At 61.5% G+C, this 20,285-nt stretch carries 14 protein-coding genes; 12 read left to right on the top strand and 2 right to left on the bottom strand.

What is annotated here, in order from left to right; all coding sequences use genetic code 11:
• Window positions 1–205 precede the first annotated feature (205 nt).
• On the top strand, window positions 206–3,868 hold the full coding sequence (gene putA, locus BMX85_RS22790) for a trifunctional transcriptional regulator/proline dehydrogenase/L-glutamate gamma-semialdehyde dehydrogenase (RefSeq protein ID WP_090324187.1): 3,663 nt from the start codon (window positions 206–208) through the stop codon (window positions 3,866–3,868).
• 59 nt (window positions 3,869–3,927) lie between these two features.
• Here putA and BMX85_RS22785 read toward each other — a convergent pair whose 3' ends face one another.
• The gene (locus tag BMX85_RS22785; RefSeq protein ID WP_090324184.1) at window positions 3,928–4,614 is read right to left on the bottom strand and encodes a 5'-methylthioadenosine/adenosylhomocysteine nucleosidase; all 687 of its coding nucleotides are present in this window, start codon (window positions 4,612–4,614) and stop codon (window positions 3,928–3,930) included.
• Between the two features lie 993 nt (window positions 4,615–5,607).
• On the opposite strand from BMX85_RS22785, the gene BMX85_RS22780 reads away from it, so the two are divergent.
• The 8 genes from BMX85_RS22780 to BMX85_RS22745 all read left to right on the top strand — a co-directional run bounded on the left by BMX85_RS22780 (window position 5,608) and on the right by BMX85_RS22745 (window position 15,415).
• Entirely contained in the window at window positions 5,608–6,645 is a 1,038-nt protein-coding gene (locus BMX85_RS22780; protein WP_090324732.1) for an NAD(P)H-dependent flavin oxidoreductase, read from the top strand.
• Between the two features lie 68 nt (window positions 6,646–6,713).
• On the top strand, window positions 6,714–8,342 hold the full coding sequence (locus BMX85_RS22775) for a GMC family oxidoreductase (protein ID WP_090324182.1): 1,629 nt from the start codon (window positions 6,714–6,716) through the stop codon (window positions 8,340–8,342).
• A 124-nt stretch (window positions 8,343–8,466) separates the two neighbouring features.
• Window positions 8,467–9,237 carry an ABC transporter ATP-binding protein gene (locus BMX85_RS22770; RefSeq protein WP_090324179.1) on the top strand — a complete coding sequence of 257 codons (771 nt, stop codon included), beginning with the start codon at window positions 8,467–8,469 and terminating at the stop codon, window positions 9,235–9,237.
• Window positions 9,237–9,944, top strand: a complete 708-nt coding sequence (locus tag BMX85_RS22765) for an ABC transporter ATP-binding protein (protein ID WP_090324177.1) — start codon at window positions 9,237–9,239, stop codon at window positions 9,942–9,944. The genes BMX85_RS22770 and BMX85_RS22765 overlap by 1 nt, the downstream gene beginning before the upstream one ends.
• 63 nt (window positions 9,945–10,007) lie before the next feature.
• The gene (locus tag BMX85_RS22760; protein WP_090324175.1) at window positions 10,008–11,216 is read left to right on the top strand and encodes an ABC transporter substrate-binding protein; all 1,209 of its coding nucleotides are present in this window, start codon (window positions 10,008–10,010) and stop codon (window positions 11,214–11,216) included.
• 143 nt (window positions 11,217–11,359) lie between these two features.
• Window positions 11,360–12,244, top strand: coding sequence for a branched-chain amino acid ABC transporter permease (locus BMX85_RS22755; protein WP_090324173.1), 885 nt, complete (start codon window positions 11,360–11,362; stop codon window positions 12,242–12,244).
• Between the two features lie 9 nt (window positions 12,245–12,253).
• Window positions 12,254–13,228 carry a branched-chain amino acid ABC transporter permease gene (locus tag BMX85_RS22750; RefSeq protein ID WP_090324171.1) on the top strand — a complete coding sequence of 325 codons (975 nt, stop codon included), beginning with the start codon at window positions 12,254–12,256 and terminating at the stop codon, window positions 13,226–13,228.
• A 129-nt stretch (window positions 13,229–13,357) separates the two neighbouring features.
• Window positions 13,358–15,415, top strand: coding sequence for a 3-hydroxybutyrate oligomer hydrolase family protein (locus BMX85_RS22745; RefSeq protein ID WP_090324168.1), 2,058 nt, complete (start codon window positions 13,358–13,360; stop codon window positions 15,413–15,415).
• A 24-nt stretch (window positions 15,416–15,439) separates the two neighbouring features.
• On the opposite strand, the gene BMX85_RS22740 is transcribed toward BMX85_RS22745, so the two are convergent.
• Entirely contained in the window at window positions 15,440–16,606 is a 1,167-nt protein-coding gene (locus BMX85_RS22740; protein WP_090324166.1) for an iron-containing alcohol dehydrogenase, read from the bottom strand.
• Between the two features lie 123 nt (window positions 16,607–16,729).
• Here BMX85_RS22740 and BMX85_RS22735 point away from each other — a divergent pair, with 123 nt between their 5' ends.
• The 3 genes from BMX85_RS22735 to rsmG all read left to right on the top strand — a co-directional run bounded on the left by BMX85_RS22735 (window position 16,730) and on the right by rsmG (window position 20,273).
• On the top strand, window positions 16,730–17,494 hold the full coding sequence (locus BMX85_RS22735; RefSeq protein ID WP_090324164.1) for a TSUP family transporter: 765 nt from the start codon (window positions 16,730–16,732) through the stop codon (window positions 17,492–17,494).
• 188 nt (window positions 17,495–17,682) lie between these two features.
• On the top strand, window positions 17,683–19,626 hold the full coding sequence (gene mnmG / locus BMX85_RS22730; protein ID WP_090324162.1) for a tRNA uridine-5-carboxymethylaminomethyl(34) synthesis enzyme MnmG: 1,944 nt from the start codon (window positions 17,683–17,685) through the stop codon (window positions 19,624–19,626).
• Entirely contained in the window at window positions 19,623–20,273 is a 651-nt protein-coding gene (rsmG, locus tag BMX85_RS22725; RefSeq protein ID WP_090324160.1) for a 16S rRNA (guanine(527)-N(7))-methyltransferase RsmG, read from the top strand. Before mnmG ends, rsmG begins: the two co-directional genes overlap by 4 nt.
• The last annotated feature ends 12 nt before the right edge of the window (window positions 20,274–20,285 follow it).

The raw sequence follows: 20,285 nt of genomic DNA, 5'->3' as shown, positions 1-20,285 counted from the left end.
GGTTAAATTGTCTCACTAAAAACAATCTATTGCTAGCCCCCTGTAATACCAGAATTAATCCAGAAGAATTCACTTTACAATCGAATCATCAGCAGTTCACGATTCGACACCACGATTCAACCTCAATTCACGCTCTCAAGCTACCCGCTTGCAGAGCGTGTTTTTGTAAGTGGACGCTCCTACATTTCCATTCTGAGAGTCACTCATGCAAGCAGCAGATCCGACCGTTTTCACCCCCTTCGCCGCGTTACAAGCGGAAATCCTGCGCGACCCGACGCCCCTGCGCGCAGCAGTGACGGCGGCCTACCGGCGCGACGAAGCGAGCGCGGTCCAATGGTTGTTGGATCAGATCACAAACAACGACGCCGACAGCCTGCAAAAAGCCCAGCAATTGGCGCATAAACTGGTCAGCTCGGTGCGCGAACAGCGCACCCGCGCCTCCGGCGTCGACGCCCTGATGCACGAGTTCTCGCTGTCGTCGGAAGAAGGCGTGGCGCTGATGTGCCTGGCCGAAGCACTGTTGCGTATTCCCGACAATGCCACCGCCGACCGCCTGATCGCCGACAAAATCAGCAAAGGCGACTGGCGCAAGCACCTGGGCGAGTCGCCGTCGCTGTTCGTCAACGCCGCCACCTGGGGTCTGCTCATCACCGGCAAGCTGGTCAGCACCAACAGCGAGACCGGCCTGGGCTCGGCGCTGACCAAGCTCATTTCCAAGGGCGGCGAGCCGCTGATCCGCAAAGGCGTCGATCTGGCCATGCGCATGCTGGGCAATCAATTCGTCACCGGCCAGACCATCGACGAGGCCATCAAGAACGGCCAGGCCAACGAGGCGCGCGGCTACCGTTATTCCTATGACATGCTGGGCGAGGCGGCGCTGACCGAAGCCGACGCCAAGAACTACTACGCCTCGTACGAGACGGCGATCCATGCGATCGGCAAGGCCTCGAACGGTCGCGGCATCAAGAACGGTCCCGGCATCTCGGTCAAGCTGTCGGCGCTGCACCCGCGCTACAGCCGCGCCCAGCGTGCCCGCGTGATGGAGGAATTGCTGCCGCGCATGCGTCAGCTGGTGCTGCTGGCCAAGCACTACAACATCGGCCTGAACATCGATGCGGAAGAGGCCGACCGCCTGGAGTTGTCGCTGGACCTGATGGAGGCGCTGGCCTACGACCCGGAACTGGCCGGTTTCGAAGGCATCGGCTTCGTGGTCCAGGCGTATCAAAAGCGCTGCCCGTTCGCGATCGATTTCCTGATCGACCTGGCCAAGCGCAGCGGCCGCAAATTCATGGTGCGCCTGGTCAAGGGCGCGTATTGGGATGCCGAGATCAAGCGCGCCCAGGTGGACGGCATGAGCGGCTACCCGGTCTACACGCGCAAGGTTTATACCGACGTTTCCTATCTGGTGTGCGCGCAAAAGCTGTTGGGCGCGACCGACGTGATCTATCCCCAGTTCGCCACGCACAACGCGCAAACCTTGTCGACCATCTACACTTGGGCCAAGCGCGACGGCGTCACCGATTACGAATTCCAGTGTCTGCACGGCATGGGCGAATCGCTGTACGACCAGGTCGTCGGCAAGAACAACCTGGACAAGCCGTGCCGCATTTACGCGCCGGTCGGCACCCACGAAACCTTGCTGGCCTACCTGGTCCGCCGCCTGCTGGAGAACGGCGCCAACTCGTCGTTCGTCAACCAGATCGTTGACGAGGCGATTCCGATCGCGTCGCTGATCAAGGACCCGGTCGCCCAGGCGCGCGAGCAGGGCGGTCTGCCGCACGCCGGCATTCCGCTGCCGTTGGACATGTTTGGCGCGGAGCGCAAGAACTCGGCCGGCTTCGACCTGGCCAACGAAGACGTACTGCGTAATATTTCAGCAGCGCTGGCCGAATCGCGCACCTGGTATGCCTCGCCGCTGCTGGCGGGCGGCGTCAGCGTCGGCCAGCCGGTGCAGGATGTCAGCAATCCGGCCCAGCACAGCGATATCGTCGGCAAACTGGTCGAAGCGACCACCACCGACGTCGACAGCGCGCTGATCAGCGCCAGCAATTTCGCGATGGATTGGCAGACCACGCAGCCATCCGAACGCGCCGCCGCGCTGAACCGCGCCGCCGACCTGTTCGAAGCGAACGCGATGGAACTGATGACCCTGGCGATCCGCGAAGCGGGCAAATCGCTGCCGAACGCGATCGCCGAGCTGCGCGAAGCGGTTGATTTCCTGCGCTACTACGCGGCCGAGGTCGCCGGTTCGCCCAACACCCTGGCGCTGGGTCCGGTCACCTGCATCAGCCCGTGGAACTTCCCGCTGGCCATTTTCACCGGCCAAGTCGCCGCCTCGCTGGCGGCCGGCAATGTGGTGCTGGCCAAGCCGGCGGAGCAAACGCCACTGATCGCGCACCGCGCGGTCGAGCTGCTGCACCAAGCGGGCATTCCGCGCGCCGCGCTGCAATTCCTGCCCGGCCGTGGCGAAGTGGTCGGCGCCGCACTGACCGCCGATCCGCGTGTCAAAGGCGTCATCTTCACCGGCTCGACCGAAGTGGCGCAGCTGATCAACCGCACGCTGGCAAAACGCGCAGCGGCGGAAAACATCGAGATACCGCTGATCGCCGAAACCGGCGGCCAGAACGCGATGATCGTCGATTCGTCGGCGTTGCCGGAACAGGTGGTGCAGGATGCCATCTCGTCCGCTTTCGACAGCGCCGGCCAGCGTTGTTCGGCGCTGCGCGTGCTGTTCCTGCAGGAAGATATCGCCGACAAGACCATCAAAATGCTCAAAGGCGCGATGCTGGAGCTGAAAGTCGGCTGCCCGGACCGCCTGGTGACCGACATCGGTCCGGTGATCGACGTCGAAGCGCAGCAAAACCTGCTGGCGCACATCAACAAGCTCAAGGGCACGGCGGTCAACTACTTCTCGCTGGACTTGCCATCGAGCGTGATCACCGCCGGTACTTTTGTGCCGCCGACGGTGCTGGAGATCCGTTCGCTGTCGGAACTGACGCAAGAAGTCTTCGGCCCGGTTCTGCACGTGATCCGCTACAAGCGTGCCGATCTGCCGAAACTGGTCCAGCAAATCAACGAAAGCGGCTTCGGCCTGACGCTGGGCGTACATTCGCGCATCGATGAAACCATCGACTACATCAGCTCGAACGCGCACGTCGGCAATATCTACGTGAATCGCAACATCGTCGGCGCGGTGGTCGGCGTGCAGCCGTTCGGTGGCGAAGGCAAATCCGGCACCGGCCCGAAAGCCGGCGGTCCGCTGTACCTGAAACGTCTGCAGCGCGGCGCGACGGCCACGCCGCAACATCAGCACGATCGCCAGGCGACGCCGGCGCTGGACGCCCTGACCGCCTGGGCGCAAAAGCACGGCCGCGACGGCATCGCCAAGCTGGCCGATCAGTACAGCCGCACGACAATGCTGGGCAGCCTGACCGCCTTGCCGGGCCCGACGGGTGAGCGCAACACGCTGGCGCTGGTGCCGCGTGGCGCGGTGGTTTGTGCAGCCGGCACCCAGGATGGCCTGCTGAACCAGCTGGCGGCGGTACTCGCGACGGGAAATATCGCCTTGCTCGCCGGCGACACAGTCAAGCTGCTGCCTGCAGATTTTCCGGCGACGGTGAAGGACCGCATCAAGCCGGTTGCCGATCTAACCAGTTTCGAAGGCGATTTCCAGATCGCGCTGGTGGAATCGATGCTGGCCGGCAGCCTGCACACCCAACTGGCGGCCCGTAGCGGGGCCCTGGTGAGCCTGATCGACACCAACGAGGACGGGGCTATCCCGCTATGGCGTTTGCTTGCTGAGCGCGCTCTGTGCGTCAATACGACCGCAGCGGGCGGCAACGCCAGCCTGATGACGCTCGAAGCGTAAGAAAACAAGGTGTGGACACGAAGGGCCGGGATCAAACCCGGCCCTTTTTTTATCCGAAACTATTGTTTGCAGAAGTTGTGGATAACCTCGAACGCGTAGCGCGATGCTACCGTTTTGATGAAATGCATAAAGTCGACGGCAGCGTCGTCGTTGGCGTTGTCGGAGATCGTTCGGATCACCGCGAACGGGATTCCAAGCTCGAAACACACTTGCGCGACCGCTGCGCCTTCCATTTCGACTGCTAATAATTCAGGCAGTCCAGCCTTGATGGCCTGGATTTGCGCCAGCTTCCCGATGAACTGGTCGCCGCTGGCGATTAATCCTCGGTGCACACGCGCGGTTTTGGCCGCTGCGATCGCTAATCTTTCCGTTAGCGCGACGTCGGTGGCGAAATACGACAGCCCCGTCAGCGGGATCTCAAACTTGGGAAACAACGGACTGGCGTCGAAATCATGCTGGACCAATGCTTCCGCGACGACGATATCGCCCACGTTGACGGTTTTATCCCCGCTTCCGGCAACCCCAGTGAAGACGATGTGGGTAACTCCGAACTTTTCCACAAGGATTGCGGCTGTCATAGCCGCTGCAACCTTGCCTATACGCGACAGAACGCACACAGCGTCGATTTCCCACAGTTTCCCGGTCGTGTACTCCCTCATGCCATGGATGTGCTTGTAGGGGCTCTGAAGGGCTTCTATCAGCCCATGCTGTTCTTCAGCCAACGCACTAATGATGCCTAAACGCATATCTTTTTCCTGTTTTTCGGGTGGGGCCTGTGGACTTCCTGCGAGTTCTCCACAGTGCAAAGCTAAAAACGGTCGATTTTAAGGCGTTTTTTGCTGTGTAAACCGGTCTTTGCCCACGAAGAGGGCCTCAGATTTCGTCAGAAATCCGCGCTTTTCCGGGTTTTGGGGTTGTTTTTCGCTTTTCATGGTTTAGTAGTTTACAAAGATATATATAAAAAATAGTAGTAGTAGTAAACGGGAGTTTAGCTGTGGATAAGTTCTGTATACGTTTACGAATCATTGGTTTACGCGAAAGATAAGCACTTGCATAAGCGCTGTAAGATTTACGGAGCAATTCTGTATAAAATGTCGGCCCTTGGATAACTTCGTGCTTACTCACAACTCATCCTGTGGATATCCAGTAAGTTATGCACAGGTGGCATTGTTTTGCAGGGTTTTCTAGGCTGTTGAGCCGCTCCACTACGGCCACAGTGCCAAAATTTTCAACGACGCACCGAGAGCGGATTAGCAGAGCGTCATCGGCCAAGCGTCGTCGACGGCTCATCGATGGCCGATTGCGACCGTCGCTTTAAATCCGTCGTACGTGTCTGCATAGCAATTTTTTTGTTTTGCAGGTCGTCGCTTGTTGATCACCGCCTTGCTTTCTTTCTCACGACTTCCTTTTTTTTTTGAAACGCAGATCTTCAGGCGCTTGCCCCTTGGTTTTCCGGGTTTTCTTCGCGCCGCGTGAACTATGGTTTACTCTAAAGATGTATATATAAAAATAGTAGTAGTTGTTAACGTAGACACTTTTCTGTGGATAAGTCCTCATTTTGGATTAAAATCAGGCGTTTACGAACTTCATAAGCAGGCTCGTAAGCCGTGTATGACGAAAGAACTGTTTTGGGATAAGAAAACAGCTCCCCAGAAATTTTTTGTTTACTCACATATCGTGCCTGTGGATATCCATAGACTTATCCACAGGGGTAAGTGGGCCTTATAGTGAGAAATATGATGAATCTGACATCCGTTTTTCCCCATCCAATCATTCAAGGGCCGACTGCCGGCGGCAACAATACGCCGGCCCAGATCGCCGCGGTCTCCAACGCCGGAGCGCTCGGCTCCCTCGCTTGCTCGTTACTTTCTCCGGCGGCGATGCGCGAACAGACCGCGCAAATCCGCGCGTTGACGGACAAGCCTTTTTGCCTCAACTTCTTCGTGTTGGAGACTCCGCGGCCAGATCCGGCCGACATCGCCCAGGCGGCCGAGTGGCTGAAACCGCTCTGGTCGTCGCTCGGTTGGAGCGAATTACCCACACCCGCCAAGTGGTGCGAGGATTTCGCCGCCCAATTCGAGGCGCTGATTGAACTGCGCCCCGCCGTCGCCAGCTTCACTTTCGGCATCCTGAGCGCGGAGCAAATCCAGCGCTTGCACGATGCCGGTATTGTCGTGATCGGCACAATCACCCATGCCGAGGAAGCCGTCGCGTGGCAGGGCAGGGGCGCCGATGCCGTGATCGCTTCCGGCACCGAGTCGGGCGGCCATCGCGGCACCTTCATCGGCGCGCAGGAAGATGCGACCCTGAAAACTTTCGAGTTGCTGCCGCAGATAGTCGCGGCGGTGGATATTCCCGTCATCGCCGCCGGCGGCATCATGGACGGCGCCGACATCAAGCGCGCGCTGAACATGGGCGCGCAGGCCGTACAGATGGGAACCGCCTTCCTGGTGACCGACGAATCGGCAATTAATCCACACTACAAACAACGGTTGTTGACCGCCGGCGACCATCCGACCCGGCTCACCCGCACCTTTTCCGGCCGCTACGCGCGCGGCCTGGTGAACCGCCTGATGCGTGAGTTGGAACCGGTGGAAGCCCAATTGCCTCCATATCCCGTGCAAAATGCGCTAACGACGCCGATCCGCGCCGAAGCGGCCAAGCGCGGCGATACCGAACTGATGTCGTTATGGTGCGGCACCGGGGTCGCACGCGCCAGGCCGATGCCCGCCGCTAAGCTTGTTGAAACATTGCTATCGGAGATGAACGCAGCGTAGACTAAGGCCGAGACCGCCGAGAGAGCGTAACGCCCCGGCATACCGAGTCATCCTTGGAGGAGCAGTTTTTGGAATCAGCAGGCGACTACGATTACATCATCATTGGGGCAGGCTCGGCTGGCTGCGTATTGGCGAACCGTTTAAGCGCCGACAGGAACGTCGACGTCCTGCTGATCGAGGCCGGCGGCCGGGACGATTATGTGTGGATCCATATCCCGGTCGGCTATCTGCATTGCATTGACAATCCGCGCACCGACTGGATGTTCCGCACCGAGGCCGACGCCGGCCTCAACGGGCGCAGCCTGCTGTACCCGCGCGGCAAAGTGCTGGGCGGAAGCTCGTCCATCAATGGCATGATTTATATGCGCGGCCAGGCGGAAGACTACAACCGCTGGGCCGATCTGACGGACGACGCCAGCTGGCGCTGGGACCAGGTGCTGCCGCTATTTAAAAAGAGCGAGGATTATCACGGCGGTGCGTCGGCGGAGCACGGCACCGGCGGTCCGTGGCGCGTGGAAAAACAGCGTCTGTCCTGGCAGATACTGGACGCGTTCCGCGACGCGGCCGAACAAACCGGCATCGCGAAGGTCGACGATTTCAATCGCGGCGACAACGCCGGCTGCGGCTATTTCGAGGTCAATCAAAAACGCGGCATCCGCTGGAACACGGCGAAGGCGTTCCTCAAGCCGGTCTCCGGCCGCCCGAATCTGACGGTCATGACCGGCTGCCACGTGGAACGCTTACAGATAGAAATGAGCGACCAGGGTCCGGTCTGCAAAGGCGTGATTTTCACCGGCGGCGGCACCAAATACCAGGCGTTGGCCGCGAAAGAAACCCTGCTGGCCGCTGGCGCCGTTGGCTCGCCGCAGATTTTGCAATGCTCCGGAATCGGCTCGGCCGCCAAGCTGCTGCACCACGGCATCGCGCCGCTGGCCGACCTGCCCGGCGTCGGTGAAAACCTGCAGGACCATCTGCAACTGCGCATGATTTACAAGCTCGGCGGCGGTGCCCGCACGTTGAACACGCTGGCGTCCAACTGGTTCGGCAAGATGAAAATCGGCCTCGAGTATGCGATGTTCCAGAGCGGTCCGATGTCGATGGCGCCGTCGCAGCTGGGCGCGTTCGCGCGCTCCGACGCCGGCCAGCCCACGCCCAATCTTCAATACCATGTGCAACCGTTGTCGCTGGAAAAATTCGGCGACCCTTTGCACGCCTTCCCCGCGTTCACCGCCAGCGTCTGCAACCTGCGTCCGACATCGCGCGGCCACGTGCATATCGCCGGTGCCGATTCGTACGCGCCTCCCAAGATTTCGCCGATGTATTTGAGCACCGTCGAGGACCGCAAGGTGGCGGCGGCGGCGCTGACATTGACGCGCCAAATCGTCGCCGCGCCCGCGCTGGGCAAGTTCTCGCCCGAAGAATACAAGCCCGGCATCCACTACCGCACCGAGGAAGAACTCGCGGAGGCGGCGGGCCATATCGGCACCACCATCTTCCATCCGGTCGGCACCTGCAAGATGGGCCGCACCGACGATCCCACCGCCGTCGTCGATAGCCAATTGCGTGTCATCGGCGTCGCCGGCTTGCGCGTTGTGGACGCATCCATCATGCCCTTTATCACATCCGGAAATACCAATTCTCCCACCATCATGATCGCCGAAAAAGCTTCAGAAATGATCCGTTCAGGCTTGAAATAATGGGGCCGCTTGTTAGCGCTAGATCAAAAGTAAGTAGTAGTTATACTGTATTGTTAGCTAATTTTTTACTCTGTATGATCTAAAAAAATTTAGTACCTTGAACCATAAAAGCAAGGGAGACAGGATGTCCGGTGTTATCTTGGAAACGAAGAACTTGACCAAGCAGTTCAGAGGTTTTACTGCGGTCAACGACGTCAACTTGAAAGTGCAGCGCGGTCATATCCACGCGCTGATCGGCCCCAACGGCGCCGGTAAAACCACATGCTTTAATCTGCTCACGAAATTCCTGGTGCCGACTTCGGGCCAGATCCTGTTCAACGACAAAGACATCACCGCGGCCAAGCCGGCGCAGATCGCCCGCATGGGCGTGATCCGTTCGTTTCAGATTTCGGCGGTGTTTCCCCATCTGACGGTGCTGCAGAATGTCCGCATCGGCTTGCAGCGCCAGCTGGGCACCAGCTTCCATTTCTGGCAGAGCGAACGCGCGTTGGACAGGCTTAACGACCGCGCCATGCAACTGCTGGCCGAGGTCGACCTGACCGAGTTCGCCGACACCGTCACCGTCGATATGCCTTACGGGCGCAAGCGCGCTTTGGAGATCGCCACCACCCTGGCGATGGAGCCGGAGCTGATGCTGCTCGATGAACCGACGCAGGGCATGGGCCACGAGGATGTGCACCGCGTGACCGACCTCATTAAAAAAGTCTCGGCCGGCCGCACCATTTTGATGGTCGAACACAATATGAAAGTCGTCTCCGGCATCTGCGACAAGATCTCCGTTTTGCAGCGCGGCGCCATGCTGGCCGAAGGCACTTATGCCGAGGTGTCGCGCAATCCGCAAGTGATGGAAGCGTACATGGGCACCGAAGCGGCCGAGCTGGAAGGAGCCCATTGATGACGGCCGCCCTGCAAATCTCCAACCTGCAAACCTGGTACGGCGAATCGCACATCCTGCACGACGTCAACCTGACGGTGCAGCCCGGCGAAGTGGTGACACTGCTGGGCCGTAACGGCGCCGGCCGCACCACCACCTTGCGCGCCATCATGGGATTGACCGGCGCGCGCAAGGGCTCGATCAAGATCAACGGCGTCGAGGCGATCGGTTTGCCGACGCATAAAATCGCCCACCTCGGCGTCGGTTATTGCCCGGAGGAGCGCGGCATTTTCGCCTCGCTGTCGACCGAGGAAAACCTGCTGCTGCCGCCGCAATTGTCGACCGGCGAAAAGGGTATGTCGATCAAGGAAATCTACGCGATGTTCCCCAACCTGGAAGAGCGCAAGCACAGCCAGGGCACGCGCCTGTCGGGCGGCGAGCAACAGATGCTGGCGGTGGCGCGCATCCTGCGCACCGGCGCGCGTTTGTTGTTGCTCGACGAAATTTCGGAAGGCCTGGCGCCGGTCATCGTGCAAGGCCTGGCGCGCATGATCACCACCCTCAAATCGAAGGGCTACACCATCGTCATGGTGGAACAGAATTTCCGGTTCGCCGCGCCGCTGGCGGACCGGTTTTATGTGATGGAACACGGTCAGATCGTCGAGACTTTTGTTTCATCGGAATTGAGCGACAAGATGCCGGTGCTGACCGAGCTGCTTGGCGTGTAGATATGCACTTCATCGTTCTGTGACCATACAAATTTAAATCACGACTATTCGAACGGAGACAAAATGAAACTCAAAGCTATCACCCTCGCCGCCACCGCCGTCTGCGCGCTGGGGCTGTCCTTCGCCGCGCAAGCGCAGGTTTCCGGCGACACCATCAAGATCGGCATGATCACCGACATGTCCGGCCTGTACACGGATATCGACGGCGCCGGCGGCGCCGAGGCGATCAAAATGGCGATCGCGGACGCCGGCGTCGTCCTCGCCGGCAAGAAGGTGGAGTTCATCTCCGCCGACCACCAGAACAAGGCCGACATCGCCGCCTCCAAGGCGCGCGAATGGTTCGACCAGCAGGGCGTCGACATGCTGATCGGCGGCACCAACTCCGGCGCCAACCTGGCCATGGCCAAGGTCGCCGCGGAAAAGAAAAAGGTCTTCATCTCGATCGGCGCCGGCTCGGCCCGTTTGACCAACGAGGAATGCACGCCTTACACCGTGCACTACGCCTACGACACCATCGCGCTGGCGCGCGGCACCGGCGGCGCCATCGTCAAGCAGGGCGGCAAGAGCTGGTACTTCATGACGGCCGACTACGCGTTCGGCCAGTCGCTGGAGAAGGACACGGCCGATGTGGTCAAGGCCGCCGGCGGCAAGGTGCTCGGTTCGGTCAAGCACCCGTTGTCGGCGTCGGACTTCTCGTCCTTCCTGCTGCAGGCGCAATCGTCGGGCGCGCAGATCCTCGGCCTGGCCAACGCCGGCGGCGACGCGATCAATTCGATCAAGGCCGCCAACGAATTCGGCATCACCAAGAAGATGAAGCTGGCCGGCTTGCTGATCTTCATCAACGATATCCATTCGCTGGGCCTGAACCTGACGCAGGGCATGTATCTGACCGACGGCTGGTACTGGGACCAGAACCAGGAAACGCGCGACTGGTCGAAGCGTTACTTCGCCAAGATGAAAAAGTCGCCGTCGATGCTGCAGGCGGCCGACTATTCGGCCGCCGCCAACTACCTCAAAGCGGTCAAGGCCGTGGGGACGGACGACGCCGACAAGGTCATGGCGCATCTGAAGGCCAACAAGATCAACGACATGTTCGCCAAGAACGGCGTGATCCGTCCGGACGGCCGCATGGTGCACGACATGTACCTGATGGAAGTGAAGAAGCCGTCGGAATCGAAATATCCGTGGGATTACTACAAGGTCGTGGCCACCATTCCGGGCGACCAGGCGTACGCCACCAAGGCCGAAACCAAATGCAGCCTGTGGAAATAAGCTGAGTTGTGCACAGGGCCGGCGCAGCGCCACTCCGCGTGGCGAAGCGCCGGCCTGTCCGGTGTGTCGGTTCTTGTGCTTGTCCTTCTTGTCCTCTTATTCCGCCTCGCCGTCCGGCCGGGTGCTCTTTAGACTGTGATCTCATGGAAATTTTCGGCTATCCCTTGAGCGTATGGATGAGCCAGCTACTGCTGGGGCTGGTGAACGGCTCGTTCTACGCGATGCTGTCACTCGGCCTGGCCGTCATCTTTGGCCTTCTCAACGTTATTAACTTTTCCCACGGCGCCCTGTACATGATGGGCGCCTTCGTGGCCTGGATGGGGATGACTTATTTCGGTCTGAACTACTGGACCATGCTGGTGCTGGCGCCGCTGCTCATCGGCGTGTTCGGCATCGTTATCGAAAAGACCATGCTGCGCCATCTGTACAAGCTCGATCACCTGTACGGCTTGCTGTTGACGTTCGGCATCACCTTGCTGGTCGAAGGCGTGTTCCGCTCATTCTACGGCGTCTCGGGCCAGCCGTTCCAGGTGCCCGACGCGCTGGCCGGCGCCACCGACCTCGGCTTCATGGTGATGCCGAACTACCGCGCCTGGGTGGTGGTCGCCTCCGTGGTGGTCTGCCTGGCCACCTGGTACGTCATCGAAAAGACCAAACTGGGCGCCTATTTGCGCGCCGGCACCGAGAATCCGAAGCTGGTCGAAGCGTTCGGCATCAACGTGCCGCTGATGGTCACGCTCACCTATGGCTTCGGCGTCGCTTTGGCGGGCTTTGCAGGGGTGCTGGCGGCCCCGATCATCCAGGTGCAGCCCCTGATGGGTCAGAACCTGATTATCGTCGTATTCGCCGTTGTGGTGATCGGCGGCATGGGCTCGATCATGGGCTCGATCCTCACCGGCCTGGGCCTGGGCGTGATCGAAGGCTTGACCAAGGTCGTGTATGCGCCGTTCTCGTCGACGGTGGTGTTCCTCGTGATGGTGGTCGTGCTGCTGATCCGTCCCGCTGGTTTGTTCGGTAAAGAAAAATAGGAGGGACGGATGGACAAGAAAATCGGTTACACCATCGCATTGGCGATCGCGCTGTCGGCACCGTTCATCGGCTATCCGGTGTTCCTGGCCAAGCTGCTGTGCTTTGTGCTGTTCGCCTGCGCCTTCAACCTGCTGATCGGCTTCACGGGGCTGCTGTCGTTCGGCCACGCCGCCTTCTTCGGCGGCGCCGGCTACGTGGCCGGCAACGCGCTCAAGGTGTGGGGCTGGCCGACCGAGCTCGGCATCCTCGCCGGCGTGGTCGGCGCCGCCTTGCTGGGCCTGGTGATGGGCGGGCTGGCGATCCGCCGCCAGGGCATCTACTTCTCGATGATCACGCTGGCGCTGGCGCAGATGGTGTTCTTCGGCGCCCTCAGCGCCGGGGAATTCACCGGCGGCGAGGACGGCCTGCAAGGCGTTCCACGTGGAAAACTGCTGGGCGTGATCGACCTCTCCAACGACACCACGCTGTACTTCTTCGTGCTGGCCATCGCCGTGTTGGCGTTCGCGCTGATCGTGCGCATCGTCCACTCGCCGTTCGGCCAGGTGCTCAAGGCGATCAAGGAGAACGAACCGCGCGCCATCTCGCTGGGCTACGACGTCGACAAGTACAAGCTGCTGGCCTTCGTGCTGTCGGCCGCGCTGGCCGGTCTGGCCGGCTCGACCAAGGTGCTGGTGCAGGGCTTCGAAACGCTGACCGACGTCCACTGGACGATGTCGGGCCTGGTGATCCTGATGACCCTGGTGGGCGGCATGGGCACGCTGGCCGGTCCGATCCTCGGCGCGGTGATCATCATCATGCTGGAGAACAAGCTGGGCGACTGGGGCATCGCCCTGACGCGGCTGACCGGCATCGAATGGTTCAACACCATCGGCGAAGCCGTCACCATGGTGATCGGCCTGATCTTCATCGTTTGCGTGTTGTTATTCCGCCGCGGAATCATCGGCGAAATCGTCGCCAAGCTCGGCAACAAGAAGCCTGCATGATCTAGCACAGACGCCGGGCGTTCTGCCCGGCGTCCTTTTCAAATCGAGAGTAAATTTTTTTATCCGGCCCCGGGCCGGATCGGGGGTAGTCCGTCTGTTGCTTTGAGTCTTACTGAAGAAGAGGATGACATGCATACCAAGAAAATCACGCTGGCGCTGGCCGGCATCGCACTGACCGCTTGCGGCCATCACCACGATGAGCCCGAAATCATCAACGAGCGTCCGAGTTTTCTCGGCGCCGTCAGCGCCAAAACCTACGACGGCGTCAGCGACGATTTGCTGACCGCCGGGCTGGGCGCGACCGGTCTGGCCGGCGCGCTGCCGGCTTACGCCGACCCCCTGAACCCGACTCCGGCCGAACTGCGGCGCAACGCCATCTACGCCAATTACCGCGCCATCCAGGACATCAGCCCGGCCGCCGGCTTCGGCAGGCTGTACGGCCCGAACGTGGACGTCAGCGGCAACCCGACGACGGGCGAGGGCAAGATCGCCGGCAGCGAGTTCATCGCCTACGCCGACGACGGCAGCGGCAACAAGAATGTCACCCTGATGGTGCAAATACCGGCCAGCTTCGACGCCAACAATCCCTGCATCATCACCGGCGCGTCGAGCGGCTCGCGCGGCGTGTATGGCGCCATCGGCACCTCCGGCGAGTGGGGCCTGAAAAACAAATGCGCGGTCGCCTACAGCGACAAGGGGTCCGGGACCGGCCTGTACACCTTCGACGACGACAGCGTGAATCTGCAGAACGGCGTGCGGGCGCAGCGTACCGCCGCCGGCAAGAACGCCAACTTCACGCCGATAGTGAGCGATGCCGACCGTGCCGCCTTCGCCGCTTCCAGGCCCGGCCGCGTCGCCTTCAAGCACGCGCATTCGCAACAGAATCCGGAAAAGGACTGGGGCAACCATACCTTGCAGGCGGTCGAGTTCGCGTTCTACATGTTGAATGAGCAGTACGGCCGCTACGCCAGGGACAACACCCATCACGTGGTGCGCTTCACGCCGACCAACACCATCACGATCGGTTCCAGCATCTCCAACGGCGCCGCCTCGGCCTTGTTGGCGGCCGAGCAGGATACCCGGGGCCTGATCGACGGCGTGGCCGCCAACGAGCCGCAGATCCAGCCGCGCACCGCCACCGGTTACTCGATCCGCCAGAACGGCGTGCCGGTGACGGGTCAGGGCAAGTGGCTGATCGATTACTCCACCTACGCAGCGCTGTACCAGCCGTGCATCGCCTCTACGGCGGCGGCGCCCGGCCGCTGCACGGCGCTGGTCGCCAAGGGCCTGCTGACCGGCGCGGATTTGGCGGCGCAGCAGGAGGACGCGCGCGCGCGGCTGAAGGCATACGGCTGGCTGCCCGATTCCGACGTGCTGCAGGCCTCGCACGCGCTGACCACGGTGCTGGTGGCCGTGACCTACGCCAACGCCTACGGCCGCTTCTCGGTGACCGACCAGCTGTGCGGATTCACGTTCGCGCCGACCGACGCCAGCGGTTCGCCGGTGCCGTTCACGCCGGCGCAGCGCGCCGCCAGCTTCGCCACCCAGAACGGCATCATCGGCACGCCGATCTACGAGGCGTCGGTGGGCGGAGCGAAGGCCTACAACCTGGGCGTGTCGCCGAGCACCAATCTGGCCGACCAGTCGCTCGACGGCTTCCTCTGCCTGCGCGCATTGGCGACCGGTATCGATCCGGTCAACGGCAACGCGCTGACCGGCACCTTGGCCGAGCAGAGCGCGCGCGTGCGTTCCGGCGCCGCCGAGGTGCTGGCGACCGGCAATCTGCGTGGCAAACCGGCGATCATCGCGGCCGGCCGCAGCGACACGCTGATGGTGGTGAACTTCAATTCGCGCGCCTATCTGGGCTTGAACGCGCTGGCCGAGGGGCCCGCGAGCAAGCTGCGCTACATCGAGGTGTTGAACGCCAACCACTTCGACACGTTCACCAGCGTGTTCCCGCAGAACATCGTGCCGTTGCACATCTATCTGTTCCGCGCGCTGGACGCGATGATGGCCCACCTGCGCAACCCGAGCGTTCCGCTGCCGCCGTCGCAGGTGGTGCGCACGGTGACGCGGCCTGACGCGACCACGCCGATGACGTTGGCCAACCTGCCGCCGATTGTGCAATCCCCGGCGCCGGGTAACCTGATCAACGTCAGCGGCACCACCGTGGACGTACCGCAGTAAGATTGGTAACGAAAGCGGCGGCGTCTAGAAAGCCGCCGCGTAGATCGCCCTCGCGTCGTCGCGCGTGACGGTGCGGGGGTTGTTCCCCAACAGACGGGTCTGGAGCATGGCGTCATCCGCCAATTGGTCCAGATCCGTTTCCTTTATGCCGACCTGCTGCAAGGTCCGCTCGATCCCCGTCGCAGCCGCTATTTGTTGCATCGCACCAACCAGCGCCTCCCCGCGCGCCTCCACGCTGCCGCCTGCTCCAGGCACGACGATCTCCGCCAGTTCCGCGTACAAGTCCGCCGCCGCCTGCAGGTTGAAGCGCAGCACGTGCGGCAGCACCAGCGAATTCGACAACCCGTGCGGCACGTGGAACGTGCCACCGATCGGGTAGGCGAGGGCGTGCACGGCGGCGACCGGAGCGTTCGAGAAAGCCTGCCCGGCCAGCATCGCGCCTAGTAGCATGGCCTGCCGTGCCGCCAGGTCGCGGCCGTTCTCGCAAGCGGGGATCAGGTTGGCGGACAGCAGGGCCAGCGCCTTGCGCGCGAGGACGTCGGACAGCGGATTCTTTTTGTGGCGGCTGGTGTAGGCCTCGATCGCGTGGACCATGGCGTCGATGCCGGTGGCGGCGGTCACGAGCGGCGGCAAGCCGAGCGTGAGTTCCGCGTCCAACAGGGCCATGTCGGCGTACAGCTGCGGCGCGACCACGCCCGTCTTGGTGGTGGCGCCGGTGGTGACGATGGCGATGTTGGTGACCTCGGAGCCGGTGCCGGCGGTGGTGGGAATCTGCACCAGCGGCAGCCGGACGCCTTTGACGTTGCCGATGCCATAAATGGCGCCGATGTGCTGCTCGCCGCCGGCCAGCACGGCGATCAGTTTGGCGACATCCATCGAGCTGCCGCCGCCCAGGCCGATGACGATGTCGCTGCGGTGTCGACGGGCGGCGTCGACCGCTTCGAGGACGATTTGCTCCGGCGGATCGGCGACCACGTTGGAGTAGACGCTGACGTCGATGCCGGCGGTCCGCAAGCTTGCGGCGGGCCCATCGACCAGTCCGGTTTTGAGGAAGCCCGGATCGGTTACGAGCAGGGCGCGTTTGACGGTGGGGAAGCGTTGGGCGATGTGCGCGCCAAGTTTGTTGGCGGCGCCCAGCTCGGAGACGATGTGGGCGACCGTGCTGAAAGTGAATGCGGGGAAATCGTTCATGGCTGTGGTCCGTGACGTGGTGGATTTCACGTGAAAGCTTACATGAAGCGCGGCGGGGGATGCCGGGTGGTTTGCTAATTTCTTCCGTACAATGTGGCTTTTGCCAGTCGAGGTAAGCGGGTCATGGTTGAGTATGCGGTGTTGGGTGTAGCGGCGTTCAGCGCCGGTTTGGTGGATGCGGTGGTCGGCGGGGGCGGACTGATACAACTGCCGGCGATGTTTTCGATATTTCCCAACATGGCGCCGGCCACGATCATCGGCACCAACAAGCTGGCCAGCATCGCCGGTACCGGCGTCGCGGCGGTCAGCTACGCGCGCCGGGTGGCCATCGCCTGGACGGTCGCCGCGCCGGCCGCTTTCGCCGCGTTGATCTTTTCCTTCTTCGGCGCGTACACCGTCACCAAAGTTTCCCCGGACTTCTTCCGCACCGTCCTTCCCATCGTGCTGCTGGCGGTGGCGATCTATACCTTCGCCAAGAAAGACTTCGGCAGCGTGCACGCGCCGCTGCACACCGGTCGCAAGGAGCAGACGCTGGCGCTGCTGATCGGCTCCGGCATCGGCTTCTACGACGGCTTCTTCGGCCCCGGCACCGGCAGCTTCCTGGTCTTCCTGTTCGTGCGGATTTTCGGCTTCGACTTCCTCGGCGCGTCGGCTGTAGCCAAGATTGTCAACGTTGCCTGCAACCTGTCGGCGCTGGTCTGGTTCGGCTATAGCGGCCACCTGATCTGGCAACTGGGCGCGATGATGGCCGTATGCCAGATCGCCGGTTCGATCATCGGCAGCGCGCTGGCGATGAAACACGGCAGTGGATTTGTCCGGAAACTGTTCCTGGTGGTAGTGTCCATATTGATCGTGAAGACCAGCTACGACTCGTGGAGTCGCTGGTAGATTGTTCCACGTGGAACACCGAAAGCCGCGGAAAGGGATGCTTGTTCGATGACAAGCATCCCTTTTTTTCATTGTTTCACGTGGAACAATGATGCCATCCAGACGAAAATATTTTGCCTAAAAAAGTCGCAGCCCGCAAAAGACTTTATAATCGGTGCTTAATCCCTTCGCTTTTACCCAATTCCATCATGTTATTTCCAACTAATTTCGACGTCATCGTCGTCGGCGGTGGTCACGCCGGTACCGAGGCGGCCCTCGCTTCCGCCCGCATGGGGCAGAAGACCCTGCTCTTGACGCACAACATCGAGACCCTGGGCCAGATGTCGTGCAACCCATCCATCGGCGGTATCGGCAAAGGCCATCTGGTCAAGGAAGTCGACGCCATGGGCGGCGCCATGGCGATCGCCACCGACGAATCGGGCATCCAGTTCCGCATCCTGAACTCGTCCAAAGGCCCGGCGGTACGCGCCACGCGCGCCCAGGCCGACCGCATTTTGTACAAGGCCGCGATCCGTTCGCGGCTGGAAAACCAGCCCAACCTGTGGCTGTTCCAGCAGGCCGTGGACGACCTGATGGTGGAGGGCGACCGCGTGGTCGGCGCCGTCACCCAGATCGGCCTGAAGTTCCTGGCGCCGGCCGTCGTGCTGACCGCCGGCACCTTCCTCGACGGGAAGATCCACGTGGGCTTGCAGAACTATTCAGCGGGCCGTGCTGGCGATCCGCCGGCGATCTCGCTGTCTGCCCGCCTGAAGGAATTGAAGCTGCCACAGGGCCGTTTAAAGACCGGCACGCCGCCCCGCATCGACGGCCGCAGCATCGACTTCTCGCTGATGACCGAGCAGCCGGGCGACCTCGATCCGGTGCCGGTGTTCTCGGTGATGGGCAATGCCGCCATGCATCCGGCGCAAATGCCGTGCTGGGTCACGCACACCAACAACAAAACCCACGACATCATCCGTGCCGGTTTGGACCGCAGCCCGATGTACACGGGCGTGATCGAAGGCGTCGGCCCGCGCTATTGCCCGTCGATCGAAGACAAGATCCACCGCTTTTCGGCCAAGGAATCGCACCAGATTTTCCTGGAACCGGAAGGCCTGACGACCAACGAATTCTATCCAAACGGCATCTCGACCAGCCTGCCGTTCGACGTCCAGATCGAGCTGGTGCGGTCGATGAAGGGCATGGAAAACGCCCACATCCTGCGTCCCGGCTACGCCATCGAGTACGATTATTTCGACCCGCGCGGCCTGAAAGCGTCGCTGGAAACCAAGGCCGTCAGCGGCCTGTACTTCGCCGGCCAGATCAACGGCACCACCGGGTACGAGGAAGCGGCGGCGCAGGGCATGCTCGCCGGCCTCAATGCGGCGCTGCAAACCCAGGGCAAGGAAGCCTGGACGCCGGCCCGTTCCGAGGCGTATCTGGGCGTGTTGGTCGACGATCTGGTCACGCAGGGCGTGCTGGAACCGTACCGCATGTTCACCAGCCGCGCCGAGTATCGCCTGAGCCTGCGCGAGGATAACGCCGACATGCGGCTGACAGAAATCGGCCGCAAACTGGGCTGCGTCGGCGATGCGCAGTGGGAAGCATTTGAGAAAAAACGCGAGGCGGTGGCGCTGGAACTGGAGCGCCTGCGTTCCACGTGGGTCAATCCACGCATCCTGGAAGCGGCCGAATCGGAGCGTGTGATCGGCCAGGCGATCGAGCGCGAGTACTCGCTGGCGGACCTGCTGCGCCGTCCCGGCGTCGAGTACGAGAAGCTGATGAGCCTGTCCGGCATCGACGGCCGCGAGCTCGCCGGACCCGGCGTGAGCGACGACGCGGTGCGCGAGCAGGTCGAAATCCAGCTCAAATATTCGGGCTATATCGACCGCCAGACCAAGGAAGTGGAGCGCCACGAGCACTACGAAAACCTGAAATTGCCGGAAGGTTTCAGCTACCTGGACATCACCGCCCTGTCGGTGGAAGTGCGCCAGAAACTGCACGCGCAGCGTCCGGAGACACTGGGCCAGGCGTCGCGCATCTCCGGCGTGACGCCGGCGGCGATCTCGCTGCTGCTGGTGCACCTGAAAAAGGCCGGTTTCGGCGGCTATCTGAATGACAAAAACGCGCAGAAAGACGAGGCGGTGCAATGAAGGTGTTCGACCGTGTGGTTGTCGCGGATGTTTTAAAACAAGGCATCAAGGATTTGAAGCTGGACCTGGCGGAAGATCAGGTGGAGAAGCTGCTGGACTATCTGGCGCTGCTCAACAAGTGGAATTCGGTCTACAACCTGACGTCGGTGCGCGATCCGATGCAGATGGTGACCTTGCATTTGCTCGATTCGCTGGCCGCTGTATCGGCGTTCGCGGACGCGAAAAACGTGCTCGACGTGGGCGCCGGCGGCGGCCTGCCGGGCATGGTGCTGGCCATCAGCCGCCCGGACATGAAGGTGTCGATGATTGATACGGTGCACAAGAAAACCGCGTTTTTGAACCAGGTAAAGGCGGAACTGGGCCTGTCCAACGTGACCGTCTACACCAAGCGCGTCGAGCAGCTGGAGGTGAAGACCAAGTTCGATGTCATCACCTCGCGCGCCTTTGCCGACCTGTCGGACTTCGTCAACTGGTCGGGGCATCTGCTGCAAGAGGGCGGACGCTTCATCGCCTTGAAAGGAACGGCTCCAGAGGAGGAACGAGAGCGGCTTCCGGAGCCATGGAAAGTACAGAAATTAGAGCCTTTGACGGTGCCTGGACTGGAGGCGGAACGCCATCTGGTGTTCATCGAAGCGGAAACAGTATAAATCGTTTATATC

The organism is Duganella sp. CF517 (assembly GCF_900110275.1).
Classification (GTDB): Bacteria; Pseudomonadota; Gammaproteobacteria; order Burkholderiales; family Burkholderiaceae_D; genus Rugamonas.
The sequence above is the reverse complement of the archived record's forward strand: the minus strand, read 5'-3'. Positions and strand labels throughout refer to the sequence as shown.

Excerpts from the sequence above, each read along its gene's own strand:
- putA (WP_090324187.1), top strand. The coding sequence starts at position 206 with ATGCAAGCAGCAGATCCGACCGTTTTCACCCCCTTCGCCGCGTTACAA.
- BMX85_RS22785 (WP_090324184.1), bottom strand. The coding sequence starts at position 4,614 with ATGCGTTTAGGCATCATTAGTGCGTTGGCTGAAGAACAGCATGGGCTG.
- BMX85_RS22780 (WP_090324732.1), top strand. The coding sequence starts at position 5,608 with ATGAATCTGACATCCGTTTTTCCCCATCCAATCATTCAAGGGCCGACT.
- BMX85_RS22770 (WP_090324179.1), top strand. The coding sequence starts at position 8,467 with ATGTCCGGTGTTATCTTGGAAACGAAGAACTTGACCAAGCAGTTCAGA.
- BMX85_RS22765 (WP_090324177.1), top strand. The coding sequence starts at position 9,237 with ATGACGGCCGCCCTGCAAATCTCCAACCTGCAAACCTGGTACGGCGAA.
- BMX85_RS22760 (WP_090324175.1), top strand. The coding sequence starts at position 10,008 with ATGAAACTCAAAGCTATCACCCTCGCCGCCACCGCCGTCTGCGCGCTG.
- BMX85_RS22755 (WP_090324173.1), top strand. The coding sequence starts at position 11,360 with ATGGAAATTTTCGGCTATCCCTTGAGCGTATGGATGAGCCAGCTACTG.
- BMX85_RS22750 (WP_090324171.1), top strand. The coding sequence starts at position 12,254 with ATGGACAAGAAAATCGGTTACACCATCGCATTGGCGATCGCGCTGTCG.
- BMX85_RS22745 (WP_090324168.1), top strand. The coding sequence starts at position 13,358 with ATGCATACCAAGAAAATCACGCTGGCGCTGGCCGGCATCGCACTGACC.
- BMX85_RS22740 (WP_090324166.1), bottom strand. The coding sequence starts at position 16,606 with ATGAACGATTTCCCCGCATTCACTTTCAGCACGGTCGCCCACATCGTC.
- BMX85_RS22735 (WP_090324164.1), top strand. The coding sequence starts at position 16,730 with ATGGTTGAGTATGCGGTGTTGGGTGTAGCGGCGTTCAGCGCCGGTTTG.
- mnmG (WP_090324162.1), top strand. The coding sequence starts at position 17,683 with ATGTTATTTCCAACTAATTTCGACGTCATCGTCGTCGGCGGTGGTCAC.
- rsmG (WP_090324160.1), top strand. The coding sequence starts at position 19,623 with ATGAAGGTGTTCGACCGTGTGGTTGTCGCGGATGTTTTAAAACAAGGC.